Below are 13,256 nucleotides of genomic sequence, written 5' to 3' on the forward strand. Positions count from 1 at the left end.
CGTCGGCCCGCTTGCGTTGCCGCTCATTCCCACTAGAAGCGACGGGTCATAAGCGACATCATCCAGAGCGAGTGCGCCAGACCGCGATGCCGACCCTCGTCCGCCTCCTGACGACGCTCCTGATCGTTGCCGGCATCATCTACGGCATCATGGCGGCGCTCGTCTACTTCGTCGAACCGACCCGGCGGGAGATGATCGTCGACGTGCCGCTGCCGCGGATCGAGCCGGCGCCCGTGCCAGATACCGGGGAGCTGCGGCCGTGAGCACTGCCGGGGCCGTCGCGGGGCGGGACGCCGCCGACATCGAATCGTTTCTCGAGATGATGGCCGTCGAGCGCGGCGCCGCGGAGAACACCGTCGCGGCCTATCGCCGGGATCTGGAGGACGTGGCCGGCTTCCTGTCCGGGCGGGGCGCGACGCTGCACGAGGCCTCCACCGACGCGCTGCGTGCCTATGTGGCCCGCATGGCGGCGCGCGGCTTCGCCGAATCGAGCCGCTCGCGCCGGCTGTCGGCGCTGCGGCAGTTCTATCGCTTCCTGTTTACCGAGGGCGGGCGCCGGGACGATCCGACCGGGCCGATCGAAGGCGCGCGCAAGAAGCGGCCGCTGCCGAAGATCATGAGCGAGGACGAGGTCGACGCGCTGCTCGACCTCGCGGCGGCCGATGCCGCCGATCCGGCGCTGGCGCCGGGCAAGGCCGTCCGGGCAGCGCGGCTGCATGCGCTGGTCGAGCTGCTCTATGCCACCGGCATGCGGGTGTCGGAACTGGTCAGCCTGCCGCGCTCCGTGCTGCGCTCGAAGAACCGGATGATCGTCGTGCGCGGCAAGGGCGACAAGGAGCGCATGGTGCCGGTCGGCGAGGCCGCACGGGAAGCGCTGCAGCTTCTGGCGGACGCGATGCGCGTCGCCGGTGTCGGCGAAGGTCCCTGGCTGTTCCCGGCGCTGTCGGAAAGCGGCCACCTGACCCGCCAGGCCTTCGCGCGCGACCTCAAGGCCCTGGCCGCGCGGGCCGGCGTCCCGGCGGCGCGAATCTCGCCGCACGTGCTGCGCCATGCCTTCGCCAGCCACCTGCTCAAGCATGGCGCCGATCTTCGCTCGGTCCAGGAGCTGCTCGGCCACGCCGACATCTCGACGACGCAGATCTATACTCATGTCCTGGAGGAACGGCTGATCCGCCTCGTCACCGACCATCACCCGCTGTCGGCGGAGAGTCGCGATTGACGCCAAGCCCCAAGGGTTTTCTTGACAAGGGTGCCCCCGGTCGCCAGTTTCCGCCGCGAAGCAGATCTCCAAGCAGAGCGCCAGGCAAGCGCGGCCCACAGGGCCGGACAGGCCCGCTATGCAAACCGGCCGGCTGCCGCCTCCGGTCGACAATCCAAAGGACGGCCAAAGCCGCGTAACGGATGCACAATTATCTGGATTTCGAGAAGCCGGTCGCCGATCTAGAGGGCCAGATCCTCGAGCTGAAGAAGATCGAGTCGAGCGAGAACGCCGTCGACGTCACCGAAGAGATCGAGCGGCTGGAGAAGCGGTCGCGCGACGCGCTCGCCGACCTCTACCGCAAGCTGACGCCCTGGCAGAAGACCCAGGTCGCACGGCATGCCGACCGGCCGCATTGCCTCGACTACCTGCAGCGGCTGATCACCGATTTCGTGCCCCTGGCGGGTGACCGGTTCTTTGCCGAGGATTACGCCGTCATCGCCGGCTTCGGCCGCTTCGATGGCCGCTCGGTCGCCGTGATCGGCCAGGAGAAGGGCAACGACACCCAGACCCGGCTGAAGCACAATTTCGGCATGGCGCGGCCCGAGGGCTATCGCAAGGCGGTCCGGATCATGGAGCTGGCGGAGCGGTTCGACATTCCGGTCCTGACGCTGGTCGACACGGCCGGCGCCTATCCGGGGATCGGCGCGGAGGAGCGCGGCCAGGCCGAGGCGATCGCCCGTTCCACCGAGGCGTGCCTCAATCTCAAGGTGCCGCTGGTCTCGGTGATCATCGGCGAGGGCGGCTCCGGCGGCGCCATCGCCATCGCCACGGCGAACAAGGTGCTCATGCTCGAGCACGCGATCTATTCGGTGATCTCGCCGGAAGCCGGCGCCTCGATCCTCTGGCGCGACTCGACGCGGGCCCGCGACGTCGCCCAGGCGATGAAGATCACCGCCCAGGACCTGAAGGAATTCGGGGTCATCGACGAGATCCTTCCGGAGCCGCTGGGCGGCGCCCACCGCGCTCCCGACGAGGCGATCGACACCGCCGCGGCCCATATCCGGACGGCCTTTGCCGAGCTCTCGACGCTCGACGGTGAGTCATTGCGGCGACATCGGCGGGAAAAGTTCCTCGCGATCGGACGTAATCTCTGAGCCTGTTGCCCGCCGGCCACGGACTTCCCTTCCGGCATTTGCCAAAATGAAGCCACGCTCGGGGTTCAGGAGAATGGGGTCCTGGACTGCCGGGGGGTGATTTGGCTTAACGGCTTCTTAATCCGGCAGTACCAATGTCGAGGGAAGTCGCGATGGAAACTTCGGCCTGGCCGGAGTGTCGCCATCGCAAGGATCCGGACCGTGCGGGGTGCGCACCGGATCGAGAGGGGACGGCGTCGGTTGAACGCCGTGCGATAGGGGACTGAGGGGATGTTTATCCGACGCCTCGTGACTGCGGCCGCGCTTGCCGCAAGCCTGTTTGCGCTGTCTGCCTGCAAGTACGAAGACCTGGTGCCGGCCAATGCGCCGCTGCCTGCCGAACTCGTCCGGGCGATCAAGGCGCAGGGCATGGGGGTGAACTCGCCCGTTCTCGTCCGGCTCTACAAGGAAGAGTCCGAACTCGAGATCTGGAAGCAGAAGACCGACGGCACCTACGCCCTCCTGAAGACCTACGAGATCTGCGCCTGGTCGGGAAAGCTCGGCCCGAAGAAGAAGGAAGGCGACCGTCAGGCGCCCGAGGGCTTCTACACGGTGACGCCGGCGCAGCTGAACCCCAATTCGAACTACCATCTGGCGATCAACATGGGCTACCCGAACGCCTATGACCGCGCCAACGACCGCACCGGCAGCCATCTGATGATCCACGGCTCGTGCAACTCGTCCGGCTGCTACGCCATGGACGACGTGCAGGTGCAGGAGATCTACACGCTGGCCCGCGATTCCTTCCAAGGCGGGCAGCGGGCGTTCCAGATCCAGGCCTATCCGTTCCGGATGACGCCGAAGAATCTCGCCCGTCACCGCAAGTCCGAGCACTACGCCTTCTGGAAGATGCTCAAGATGGGCTCGGATCATTTCGAGATCACCAAGCGTCCGCCGAATGTCGGCGTCTGCGAGGGCCGCTACATCTTCGACCAGAGCGCCGAGACCGTCGCCGGTCTGTCGCCGACCGGGCCGTGCCCGGTGTTCCAGACGCCGGCCGAGATCGCCGCCAAGGCCGCCGCCGACGCAGCGCAGGAAGAGCAGATCGCCGCGCGGCTGAAGCCCAGCGAGTTCGCCGTCACGTCGAGCTTCACCTACCGCACCGGCGACCCGATCACCGCCGATGCCTACGCGCAGGAACAGAACCGCCGCAAGGGCTACGACCGCGACGGCAACCGCATCGGTGGCAGCCGGTCCGGCTCATCGTCGTCGAGCAGCGGCGGGTCGATCTTTTCGAGCTTCCTGAACTGAGGTCGACGGCGAGGGCGGCTGTAACCGTCCTCGCCGGCTCAGCCGGATAGCTCACGCCTGTCAGGGCGGAATGCTTCGGCCGCGAGCCGGCCAGGCGCCCGTTCCGAGCAAGGGAACGCCGTGATGTCCCAGACCTTCCATCAGCCCGACGCCGCCCTGCCCGGTGGCCATCCCTTATCGGAGGCCGTCGCTTTCGACGACTATCTGACGGCCCCGCCGAGCAGAGAAGCGCTGGCCGAAATCCTGCGAATGATGGGTGCAAGGCCCCGCGACATCCTGCGCCGCTGGGGAACTCCCTATGTCGAGCTCGGTCTCGACGACCCGGCGCTCAGCGACGAGGAACTGCTCGAGGCGATGATCGCCAATCCGGTCCTGATCGCTCGCCCGCTTGGCCTGGCAAGCTGAAACGGGTCAGCCGACAGCTTCATAACCGCGCGGCCTAGGGACGACATCGGCCGACACGCCGTTCGGGCGTGCCGGCAAATCGGTCCGACGTGTCTTCAGACGAAGGCGCCGTGGCAGTGCTTGTACTTCTTGCCGGAGCCGCACGGGCAAGGCTCGTTGCGGCCGACATGGCCCCAGCCTTCCGGATTGGCCGCATCGCGCGGCATGCCGTTGGCCGCCGCCGGCGCGAAGGCGGCGGTGACGGACTGGGCACCGCCATCCATCTCGTCCTCGCCGGTGGTCGCATCGACATGGTGCCCGGCCATTTCCGGGACCCGGGGCGGCTGGGTTTCCTGCGCCTGGCGGACGATCTCCACCCGCATCAGCTGCTGGGTGGTACGCTCCCGCAGGTTGGCGAGCATCGACTCGAAGAGCTCGAAAGCTTCCGACTTGTATTCGTTGAGCGGGTCGCGCTGGGCATAGCCGCGGAAGCCGACCACCGAGCGCAGATGGTCGAGATTGACCAGATGCTCGCGCCAGAGCGCGTCGATCGTCTGCAGCACGACGTTGCGCTGGACATAGGTCGCTACGTCGCGGCCGAAGCGCTCGGCCTTCTCCGCCGCGGCCTTGTCCGCCGCCTCGCGAATGCGATCGCGGATGTCGTCCTCGGCAATGCCTTCCTCTTCGGCCCATTCCGGGATCGGCAGGTCGAGATTGAGGAGTTCGATGGCCTCGGCCTTCAGCTCCTGCGTCGACCACTGCTCCGGATAGGCCCGCTCGGGGATGTGTCTTGCGACCATCGCCTCGATCGTCGCGTGACGCATGTCGGCGACGGTGTCGTCGAGCTCGGCGGCATCCATCAGCTCGATGCGCTGCTCGAAGATCACCCGACGCTGGTCGTTCATCACGTCGTCGTATTTCAGCAGGTTCTTGCGGATGTCGAAGTTGCGCGCCTCGACCTTCTTCTGCGCCTTCTCGAGCGCCTTGTTGATCCAGGGATGGACGATCGCCTCGTCTTCCTTGAGGCCGAGCTTGGTCAGCATCGAGTCCATGCGCTCGGACCCGAAGATGCGCATCAGGTCGTCCTGGAGCGACAGATAGAATTTCGAGCGGCCGGGGTCGCCCTGGCGGCCGGAGCGGCCGCGCAGCTGGTTGTCGATGCGCCGGCTCTCGTGGCGTTCCGTGGCGAGGACATAGAGCCCGCCAGCGGCCATCGCCTGTTCCTTCAGCCGCTTGATGTCGGCGGTGATCTCGGTTTCCTTCGCCGTGCGCTCCGGGCCCTCGGGCATGTCGCCCAGTTCCCGCGCGATGCGCATCTCGGCATTGCCGCCGAGCTGGATGTCGGTGCCGCGGCCGGCCATGTTGGTGGCGATGGTCACCGCGCCCGGCACGCCGGCCTGGCTGACGATGTAGGCTTCCTGCTCGTGGTAGCGGGCGTTCAGCACCTGGAAGTCCTTGAGGCCTTCCTTGCGCAGCCGCTCGGCCAGCATCTCGGACTTCTCGATCGAGGTGGTGCCGACGAGGATCGGCTGGCCGCGCTGCGCGGCGTCCTTGATCTCCAGGGCGATGGCGCGGAACTTCTCCTCGAAGGTCCGGTAGACCTCGTCGTCCTCGTCGAGGCGCTGGATCTTCTGGTTGGTCGGGACCTCGATGACGTCCAGGCCGTAAATGTCGCCGAACTCGGCCGCCTCGGTCTGAGCGGTGCCGGTCATGCCCGCCAGCTTCCTGTACATGCGGAAATAGTTCTGGAAGGTGATCGAGGCGAGGGTCTGGTTCTCCGGCTGGACCGTCACCCCTTCCTTGGCCTCGAGGGCCTGGTGCAGGCCTTCCGAATAGCGCCGGCCCGGCATCATGCGTCCGGTGAACTCGTCGATGATGACGATCTCGTCGCCGCGGACGATGTAGTCCTTGTCGCGCTGGAAGAGCTGGTGGGCCTTCAGCGCGTTGTTGACGTGGTGGACGATGGCGACGTTCTCGATGTCGTAGAGCGAGTCGCCGTGCAGGTGACCGGCCGCCTCGAGCAGGCGCTCCAGCTTCTCCGTGCCGTCCTCGGTGAAGGAGACCTGACGCTGCTTCTCGTCGACCTCGTAATCCTCGGGGCCGAGCTGCGGGATGAACTTGTCGATGGTCTTGTAGAGGTCCGAGCGATCGTCGAGCGGGCCGGAAATGATCAGCGGCGTGCGCGCCTCGTCGATCAGGATGGAGTCCACCTCGTCGACGATCGCGTAATGATGGCCGCGCTGGACCATCTGGCCCCGCTCGTACTTCATGTTGTCGCGCAGATAGTCGAAGCCGAGCTCGTTGTTGGTCGCGTAGGTGACGTCGCAGGCATAGGCCGCGCGGCGCTGGTCGTCGGACATGCCATGGACGATGGTGCCGACGGTGAGGCCGAGGAAGCGGTAGAGCCGGCCCATCCATTCGGCGTCGCGGCTGGCGAGGTAGTCGTTGACCGTGACGACGTGGACGCCCTTGGCCTCGAGCGCATTGAGATAGACCGCGAGGGTCGCGACGAGGGTCTTGCCCTCGCCGGTCTTCATCTCGGCGATGGCGCCGGAATTCAGCACCATGCCGCCGATCATCTGGACGTCGAAGTGACGCATGCCGAGCGCCCGCTTGGCGCCCTCGCGGACCACGGCGAAAGCCGGCGCGAGGAGGTCGTCGATCGTCTTGCCGTCGGCCAGCTGGGCGCGGAACTCGGCGGTCTTACCGCGAAGCTCGTCGTCGGTGAGCGCCGAAAATTCTTCCTCGCAGGCCGCAATGGCACGAATGCGCGGCTCGTAGCGTCTGACCATGCGGTCATTCGACGAACCCAGCAACTTGCGGGCTAGCCCGCCAAAACTGACCATGAAGGGACCTTCCAGAGTGTCTTGAGCTACCGACGCCATCTCCCGCGCCGCCGGTCGCGGCCGCTGGTTCCGGTCGATCCCCTGCGCTTGCGGGGCCTTCAAACTTTGCGGAAGGCGGCTGGACTTTCGGATCGCGCGAGAGATAAGAGGGGGCCAAACCGTTGTCAACGGCGCCCCGCCCGCCGGGGCCGCCGCATTCCGGGGCCACTGGAGCGTTGCCCGAGAGGCGCGCGGACACGCGAAACTGGATGCCCCATCCTCCCATCGAACCGCAAAGGATGCTCTTTGCCATGACCATCGTTCTTCGCCTGACGCTCGCCGCGAGCGCGATCGTCCTGACCTTCCTTGCCGGCCCCGTTCGCGCTGCCGACACCGACGTCGTCGCCAAGGTTGGCGCGTCCGAGATCACCGAGGGCGATCTCAGCGCCGCGCAGAACGAGATCGGCGCGCAGTTCCAGCAGCTTCCGGAGGAGCAGCGCCGGCTTGCCGTGCTTTCCGCGCTGATCGACATCCAGGCGCTGGCGCAGGAAGCCGAGAAGGCAAAGCTGCAGGACGAGCCGGCGGTCGCCAGCGAGATCGAGTTTCAGCGCGACCGCGCGCTGCACAACGCGTTCTTCGCCAAGAACGGCGTCGCGACGGTGACCGAGGACCAGATGAAGGCCCGCTACGATGCCGAGATCGGCGCGATGCCGGCCACCGAGGAAGTGCACGCGCGCCACATCCTGGTAAAGACCAAGGAAGAGGCCGAGGCGGCGATCAAGCGGCTCGACGAGGGGGCGGACTTCGCCACCGTCGCGCAGGAAATGTCGACCGGACCCTCGGGGCCGGAAGGCGGCGATCTCGGCTTCTTCAGCGCCGGCCAGATGGTGCCGGCCTTCGAGACGGCCGCCTTCGCCCTGGAGCCGGGACAGTACACCAAGGATCCGGTCGAGACGCAGTTCGGCTGGCACGTGATCCGGGTCGAGGAAAAGCGCCAGGCCGAGCCGCCGAGCTACGACCAGGTGAAGGAGCAGGTCCGCCAGGTCGTGCTGCGCGAGAAATACATGGAACTGGTGCGCGACGCCCGGGCCGAACTCACCGTCGAATATGTCGACCCCGCGCTCAAGCAGCAGATCGAGGCGATCGAAGGCGCGATGGAGCCGGCGCCGGCCGAGGCTCCGCCGGCCGAGTAGCGGATCCGGCGGTGCGCCTGCGGGCGCGCCGGTTCGCCGCTACCGTTCCGACGATCGGCGCGGCCGACGCCCATTTCCAGCCGTCGAAGGATTCCATGACGACGCCCGTCTCACCTCTGGCTCCGGCCAACATCCCCGAACTTCCGCCGATCGACGGCGTTCGCATCGCCACGGCGGCGGCCGGCATCAAGTACAAGGGGCGCACCGACGTCCTGGTGATGGTGCTGGACGCGCCGACGAGCGTCGCCGGCGTCTTCACCACCTCGAAATGTCCCTCGGCGCCGGTGGATTTCTGTCGTGAAAGCCTGAAGGGCGGCCAGGCGCGGGCGCTGGTGGTCAATTCCGGCAACGCCAACGCCTTCACCGGCAGGCGCGGCCGCGAGGCGACGGCGCTGACGGCCGAGGCGGCCGCGGCGGCGCTCGGCTGCGCAACCGACGCGGTCTTCCTCGCCTCCACCGGGGTGATCGGCGAGCCGCTCGACGCCGGCAAGTTCGCGGGGCTGCTCGCCGGCCTGACCAACGCGGCGCGTCCGGACGGCTGGCGGGAAGCCGCCGAGGCGATCATGACCACCGATACCTATCCCAAGCTCGCGACACGTCAGGTCGAGATCGGCGGAGCGAGCGTGACGATCAACGGCATCGCCAAGGGCGCCGGGATGATCGCGCCCGACATGGCGACCATGCTCTCCTTCGTTGCGACCGACGCGGCGATCGCCGCACCGGCGCTGCAGGCCATGCTGGCCGAGGGTGTCGGCCCGAGCTTCAACTCGGTGACGGTCGACAGCGACACCTCGACCTCCGACACGCTGCTGCTGTTTGCGACCGGCAGCGCGGCGGCGCGCGGCTGCCCCCAGATTACCGAAGCAAGCGACCCGGCGGCCGCCGGCTTCCGGGCCGCGCTCGACGACCTGCTGCTCGATCTCGCCCGGCAGGTGGCGCGGGACGGGGAGGGCGCCCGCAAGGAGATCCAGGTCACCGTCGAAGGGGCGACCAGCGACGCGGCCGCCAAGCGGATCGCCCTGTCGATCGCCAATTCGCCGCTGGTCAAGACCGCGGTCGCCGGCGAGGACGCCAATTGGGGCCGGGTGGTCATGGCCGTCGGCAAGGCCGGCGAGACCGCCGACCGCGATCGCCTCGCCATTCATTTCGGCGAGGTCCGCGTCGCTGTCGACGGCGAGCGCGATCCGGCCTATTCCGAAGCCGCGGCTTCGGCGGTGATGCAGCGCCCCGAGGTCCCGATCCGGGTGGAACTCGGCCTCGGAACCGGAAGCTGGACGGTCTACAGCTGCGATCTCACCAAGGAATATGTCGCGATCAATGGCGATTACCGAAGCTGAGAGGCTGCGACAGCTGGCCGTGGTGCGCCGGCTCGAGGCGGCGGGTTTCCGCGCATGGCCGGCGTCGTCGACGGCGTTCGACGGCACGTGGGCCGTGCGGCTGACCAAGTCGTTTCCGGCCAAGCGGCTCAACTCCGTCAATCCGCTCGACCCGTCGGACAATGCCGACATTCCCGAGCGGATCGAGCGGGCGCGGCGGACCTTCCTCGACTATGGCCGTTCGATCATCGTGCGGCAGTCGCCGCTGGCGCCGCCGGAACTCGTCAGCCATCTCGACCAGGACGGCTGGAGCCGGTTCGGCGAATCCGTGGTGATGACGGCGGACCTGACGAAGCTCTCCTTCGAGAGCGCCCTCGACCGGATCCCGATCCGCGACACCGCCCGCTATATCGAGGCGAGCCTGATCGTCCACGAGCGTCCTGCGGAACTGCGCGCCGGGCTGACCGAGATCATCGAGGCGATCCGCCCGCCCACCGGCATGTTCGTCCAGGAAGACAAAGGCGGCGCGCCCGTCGCGGTGGCGCTGGCCATCCACGACAACGACCTGACCGGCCTGCTCGACGTTGCTGTAGCGCCGAGCCAGCGGCGCCAGGGGACGGGCCGCGACCTTGTCGCCACGGCGCTCCGCTACACGGTCCGCAAGGGCGCCAAGACGGCATGGGTCCAGGTCGAGGCGGACAACGCGGCGGGCCTGTCGCTCTACCGCTCGCTCGGCTTCAAGCCGGCCTATCGCTACGTCTATCGCGCGCCGCCGGGTGAGCCGACGTGAGCGGCGAGCGTGCGCTCCTCGTCGTCGTCGCCTGCGCCCTGATCGATGCCGACAGCCGCATCCTGCTTTCCGAGCGCCCGACGGGCAAGGCGCTGGCCGGGCTCTGGGAGTTCCCGGGCGGCAAGCTCGACCAAGGCGAGACGCCCGAGGTGGCGCTGATACGGGAACTGCGCGAGGAACTGGGGATCGAGACGCAGGCGGCGTGCCTGGCGCCGCTGACCTTCGCCAGCCATTCCTACGACGGCTTCCACCTTCTGATGCCTCTCTATGTCTGCCGCCGCTACCAGGGAATCCCCACGGGCCGCGAGGGGCAGCGGCTGAAATGGGTGCGGGCGTCGCAGCTGCGGGACTATCCCATGCCGCCGGCCGACGAGCCGCTGATCGCCCATCTGGTCGATCTGCTTTGAGCGGAACGCCACCCGGGCAAAACCGGCGAACATTAAGTTTTGATTCAATGTTTTTTTATCGTTGTCCGCCATCCTGAGCCGGTTGGTGAGGTTGCGAGGCGACGATGCGCGAATTCCAGGACGAGCTGAACGATTTTCGTCTCCAGGCTTCCATTCGCGAGCTGCGCACCGCCCTGCTTCGCGCGACGCTGCTGTTCGGGGCGATCACGATCGGCCTGGCGCTGGTCGTCGTCCCGGCGGCCCGCAAGAGTGTCGACTATGTCGCCAGCAGCCCGCAACTCGACACGATGACCACCGGTTCGATCGGCGCCAATCGCTACACGGTCCATCGCAGCGTGCTGCAGGCACCCGGCGCCGCTCCCTGCATCGTCCATGCCAGCGGCGGGAGAACGGGCGCATGCTGACCCGCCAGCGCATCGCCGCCCGCCTTGGCGCCTTTCGCCGCGACCGCAGCGGTGGCGTCGCCGTCGAGTATACGCTCGTCGCCGCGATAATCGGGACCGCCCTCGTCACCAGCTTCCAGCCACTGACCGAGGCCTTCGTGGCGACGTTCGAGGCGATCGCCTCGGCTTTCTGAGCACCTTCCGCCCGGATCAGGGCGTTTCCGAGCGATCCTTCAGCGCGGCGGCGAGGCTCGCCTTGGCGCTGCCCGGACGCAGCGGCTTCTGCTGGCTCTCGTGCGGCGCCCAGCCCGACATGTAGATGACGTCGAATGTCGCGCGGATCCTGCCGTCCGGATCGGCGTAGCGCTCGGCATAGATCTCGGCCGCGCGCAGGAACAGGCGCCGCGAGGATGGGCGACGGGAGCGCTCGACCAGCATGTTCGCCATGCCCATGGCGCGCAGGTCCTGCATCAGCTGGAACAGATTGTCGTAGCGGACCGTCAGCCGGTCCTGGTCGGTGACGGGCAGGGCGAAGCCGGCCCGCTGCAGCAGGGCGCCGGCGTCCCTGATGTCGGCGAAGGGGGCGACGCGGGGGGAGACGCCGCCCATCAGCTCTGCCTCCGCCGCGAAAAGGGAAGCGCGCAGCTCGCTCAGCGTGTCGCCGCCGAGGAAGCCGCAGAGGAACAGCCCGTCCGGCCGCAGCGCGCGGCGGCACTGGACCAGCACGCCGGGCGTGTCGTTGGTCAGATGCAGCGACAGGGTCGAGGCGATGAGGTCGACGCTTGCCTCGGCCAGCGGCAGCGCTTCCTCGTCGCCCACGGCGGCCAGGGGAGAGCCCGCGAGCAGCGCTCCGAGCCGCTCGATCCGGACGATGCGGTCCGCCTGTCCCCCGGCGAGGATATGGGCCGCCATCTCGCCGGTATGGCCGGCCAGATCCACGGCCACCTCGAACCGGCGCTCGACCAGCGACAGGCGTTCGGCGAGCTCGTCCGCGACCGCCCGCAGCAGGAACCGGACGGCGGGTGTCGCCCCGGCGCCCAGCCAGCGACGGCGGCGCCGGTCGAGAAGATGCCGGTCGAAGACACGGTGTCCGGGGGCGTCCGGCATGGGGCTTGTCTCTGCTAGATGTGGCGTCGAGAGCGCTTGTAGCTGACCGCAGCAGGAGTATCGTCAAGGGTCGAAGCGGCGCTTCGGCCAAACGTGCCGGCACAGGCAGGGCGCCGGGCGCGATGCATGCGGCGCGCCAGGGGCGGGAGGAGCGATGAACATCATCAGGCGCGGGACGATGGCGATCGGCGGGTCGATCGGGCGGCTGCTGTTCCCGCCCGTCTGCCCAGGCTGCCAGGCGGCCCTGACGGGCGCCGGGACCGTCTGTCCGCAATGCTGGCCGAAGCTGCGCTACATCGAGCGACCGTTCTGCGAGGTGCTCGGCCTGCCGTTCTCCTACGATCTCGGCAAGGGCTTCCTTTCCGCCGAGGCGATCGCCGAGCCGCCGCCCTTCGCGCGACTGCGCGCGGCGGTGCTGTACGAGGACCTTGCCGCCCGGCTGGTCGGAGCGCTGAAATACAGCGACCGCACCGATCTCGTGCCGTTGATGGCGGGCTGGATGCGGCGGGCGGGGGCAGAGCTCCTGGCCGACGCCGACATCGTCGTACCGGTGCCGCTGCACACCGGCCGGCTGTGGCGGCGCCGGTTCAACCAGTCCGCCGAGCTCGCACGGCGGATCGCCCGCGAGACGGGCACGACCTATTCCGCGCTGGCGCTCAGGCGGGTCAAGCCGACCCGCAGCCAGGTCGGGCTCGGCGCCAGCCAGCGCCAGGAGAATGTCCGAGGCGCGTTCAAGGTGGTCGATCCGCGGCGTTCGGAGATCCAGGGGCGCCGGGTGCTCCTGGTCGACGACGTCTATACGACGGGTGCCACCACCGCGAGCGCCACGCGGGCGCTGAAGCGGGCCGGGGCCAGGGACGTCGACGTGCTCGTCTTTGCAAGGGTTGCGGGGGGCACGGAGTGAAGCCATATGCTTTCCGAACCGAATTCTGACAGGAATCTCATGCCGGACGTCGTCATCTATACCCGCCAGCTCTGTGGCTACTGCACGCGGGCCAAGCGCCTGCTCGAAGAGAAGGGCGTCGCCTTCGAGGAGAAGGACGCCAGCGCTTCGCCGCAGCTGCGCCAGGAAATGTACCAGCGCGCCAAGGGCGCCGCGACCTTCCCGCAGATCTTCGTCGGCGACACGCATGTCGGCGGCTGCGATGAACTCTACGCACTGGACCGCGCCGGCAAGCTCGATCCGCTGCTGGCTGCCTGAACCGA

General features: G+C 68.1%; 15 protein-coding genes. 13 read left to right on the forward strand and 2 right to left on the reverse strand.

Annotated features, from left to right (window positions below; all coding sequences use genetic code 11):
- The first annotated feature begins 86 nt into the window (after positions 1–86).
- From GGR03_RS23760 to GGR03_RS23780, 5 genes are all read left to right on the forward strand, one after another.
- Positions 87–263 (forward strand): histidine kinase, encoded by a 177-nt coding sequence (locus GGR03_RS23760; protein WP_183211297.1) that lies wholly within the window; start codon positions 87–89, stop codon positions 261–263.
- Complete coding sequence (locus tag GGR03_RS23765; RefSeq protein ID WP_335632524.1) at positions 260–1,219, forward strand: site-specific tyrosine recombinase XerD; 960 nt, start codon at positions 260–262, stop codon at positions 1,217–1,219. The genes GGR03_RS23760 and GGR03_RS23765 overlap by 4 nt, the downstream gene beginning before the upstream one ends.
- Positions 1,220–1,401: 182 nt before the next feature.
- Entirely contained in the window at positions 1,402–2,355 is a 954-nt protein-coding gene (locus GGR03_RS23770) for an acetyl-CoA carboxylase carboxyltransferase subunit alpha (protein ID WP_183211298.1), read from the forward strand.
- 270 nt (positions 2,356–2,625) lie between these two features.
- Positions 2,626–3,645: a L,D-transpeptidase family protein gene (locus tag GGR03_RS23775; protein WP_183211299.1), complete on the forward strand. Its 1,020-nt coding sequence runs from the start codon at positions 2,626–2,628 to the stop codon at positions 3,643–3,645.
- 123 nt (positions 3,646–3,768) lie between these two features.
- Positions 3,769–4,050: an arsenate reductase family protein gene (locus tag GGR03_RS23780; protein WP_183211300.1), complete on the forward strand. Its 282-nt coding sequence runs from the start codon at positions 3,769–3,771 to the stop codon at positions 4,048–4,050.
- A 95-nt stretch (positions 4,051–4,145) separates the two neighbouring features.
- Here GGR03_RS23780 and secA read toward each other — a convergent pair whose 3' ends face one another.
- Complete coding sequence (gene secA, locus GGR03_RS23785) at positions 4,146–6,875, reverse strand: preprotein translocase subunit SecA (protein ID WP_183211301.1); 2,730 nt, start codon at positions 6,873–6,875, stop codon at positions 4,146–4,148.
- Positions 6,876–7,165: 290 nt separating this feature from the next.
- On the opposite strand from secA, the gene GGR03_RS23790 reads away from it, so the two are divergent.
- From GGR03_RS23790 to GGR03_RS23815, 6 genes are all read left to right on the forward strand, one after another.
- A complete protein-coding gene (locus tag GGR03_RS23790) occupies positions 7,166–8,047 on the forward strand; it encodes a peptidylprolyl isomerase (RefSeq protein ID WP_183211302.1) in 882 nt (293 codons plus the stop codon).
- A gap of 95 nt (positions 8,048–8,142) precedes the next feature.
- Positions 8,143–9,384, forward strand: a complete 1,242-nt coding sequence (argJ, locus tag GGR03_RS23795) for a bifunctional glutamate N-acetyltransferase/amino-acid acetyltransferase ArgJ (protein ID WP_183211369.1) — start codon at positions 8,143–8,145, stop codon at positions 9,382–9,384.
- Positions 9,365–10,153, forward strand: coding sequence for a GNAT family N-acetyltransferase (locus tag GGR03_RS23800; protein WP_246368460.1), 789 nt, complete (start codon positions 9,365–9,367; stop codon positions 10,151–10,153). The genes argJ and GGR03_RS23800 overlap by 20 nt, the downstream gene beginning before the upstream one ends.
- Complete coding sequence (locus GGR03_RS23805) at positions 10,150–10,560, forward strand: NUDIX domain-containing protein (RefSeq protein ID WP_183211304.1); 411 nt, start codon at positions 10,150–10,152, stop codon at positions 10,558–10,560. The genes GGR03_RS23800 and GGR03_RS23805 overlap by 4 nt, the downstream gene beginning before the upstream one ends.
- 104 nt (positions 10,561–10,664) lie before the next feature.
- A complete protein-coding gene (locus GGR03_RS23810) occupies positions 10,665–10,964 on the forward strand; it encodes a hypothetical protein (RefSeq protein WP_183211305.1) in 300 nt (99 codons plus the stop codon).
- Positions 10,958–11,137, forward strand: coding sequence for a Flp family type IVb pilin (locus tag GGR03_RS23815; protein ID WP_183211306.1), 180 nt, complete (start codon positions 10,958–10,960; stop codon positions 11,135–11,137). Before GGR03_RS23810 ends, GGR03_RS23815 begins: the two co-directional genes overlap by 7 nt.
- A 16-nt stretch (positions 11,138–11,153) precedes the next feature.
- On the opposite strand, the gene GGR03_RS23820 is transcribed toward GGR03_RS23815, so the two are convergent.
- A complete protein-coding gene (locus GGR03_RS23820) occupies positions 11,154–12,050 on the reverse strand; it encodes a class I SAM-dependent methyltransferase (RefSeq protein ID WP_183211307.1) in 897 nt (298 codons plus the stop codon).
- Between the two features lie 154 nt (positions 12,051–12,204).
- On the opposite strand from GGR03_RS23820, the gene GGR03_RS23825 reads away from it, so the two are divergent.
- Together GGR03_RS23825 and grxC are read left to right on the forward strand one after the other, a co-directional pair.
- Positions 12,205–12,954, forward strand: a complete 750-nt coding sequence (locus GGR03_RS23825) for a ComF family protein (protein WP_183211308.1) — start codon at positions 12,205–12,207, stop codon at positions 12,952–12,954.
- Positions 12,955–12,993: 39 nt separating this feature from the next.
- Positions 12,994–13,251: a glutaredoxin 3 gene (grxC, locus tag GGR03_RS23830; RefSeq protein WP_183211309.1), complete on the forward strand. Its 258-nt coding sequence runs from the start codon at positions 12,994–12,996 to the stop codon at positions 13,249–13,251.
- The last annotated feature ends 5 nt before the right edge of the window (positions 13,252–13,256 follow it).

Source organism: Aurantimonas endophytica (assembly GCF_014196845.1).
Classification (GTDB): Bacteria; Pseudomonadota; Alphaproteobacteria; order Rhizobiales; family Rhizobiaceae; genus Aurantimonas; species Aurantimonas endophytica.

What these genes read in the sequence shown, in the direction of transcription:
- GGR03_RS23760 (WP_183211297.1), top strand. Translation starts at nt 87, where the DNA reads ATGCCGACCCTCGTCCGCCTCCTGACGACGCTCCTGATCGTTGCCGGC.
- GGR03_RS23770 (WP_183211298.1), top strand. Translation starts at nt 1,402, where the DNA reads ATGCACAATTATCTGGATTTCGAGAAGCCGGTCGCCGATCTAGAGGGC.
- GGR03_RS23775 (WP_183211299.1), top strand. Translation starts at nt 2,626, where the DNA reads ATGTTTATCCGACGCCTCGTGACTGCGGCCGCGCTTGCCGCAAGCCTG.
- GGR03_RS23780 (WP_183211300.1), top strand. Translation starts at nt 3,769, where the DNA reads ATGTCCCAGACCTTCCATCAGCCCGACGCCGCCCTGCCCGGTGGCCAT.
- secA (WP_183211301.1), bottom strand. Translation starts at nt 6,875, where the DNA reads ATGGTCAGTTTTGGCGGGCTAGCCCGCAAGTTGCTGGGTTCGTCGAAT.
- GGR03_RS23790 (WP_183211302.1), top strand. Translation starts at nt 7,166, where the DNA reads ATGACCATCGTTCTTCGCCTGACGCTCGCCGCGAGCGCGATCGTCCTG.
- argJ (WP_183211369.1), top strand. Translation starts at nt 8,143, where the DNA reads ATGACGACGCCCGTCTCACCTCTGGCTCCGGCCAACATCCCCGAACTT.
- GGR03_RS23800 (WP_246368460.1), top strand. Translation starts at nt 9,365, where the DNA reads ATGGCGATTACCGAAGCTGAGAGGCTGCGACAGCTGGCCGTGGTGCGC.
- GGR03_RS23810 (WP_183211305.1), top strand. Translation starts at nt 10,665, where the DNA reads ATGCGCGAATTCCAGGACGAGCTGAACGATTTTCGTCTCCAGGCTTCC.
- GGR03_RS23815 (WP_183211306.1), top strand. Translation starts at nt 10,958, where the DNA reads ATGCTGACCCGCCAGCGCATCGCCGCCCGCCTTGGCGCCTTTCGCCGC.
- GGR03_RS23820 (WP_183211307.1), bottom strand. Translation starts at nt 12,050, where the DNA reads ATGCCGGACGCCCCCGGACACCGTGTCTTCGACCGGCATCTTCTCGAC.
- GGR03_RS23825 (WP_183211308.1), top strand. Translation starts at nt 12,205, where the DNA reads ATGAACATCATCAGGCGCGGGACGATGGCGATCGGCGGGTCGATCGGG.
- grxC (WP_183211309.1), top strand. Translation starts at nt 12,994, where the DNA reads ATGCCGGACGTCGTCATCTATACCCGCCAGCTCTGTGGCTACTGCACG.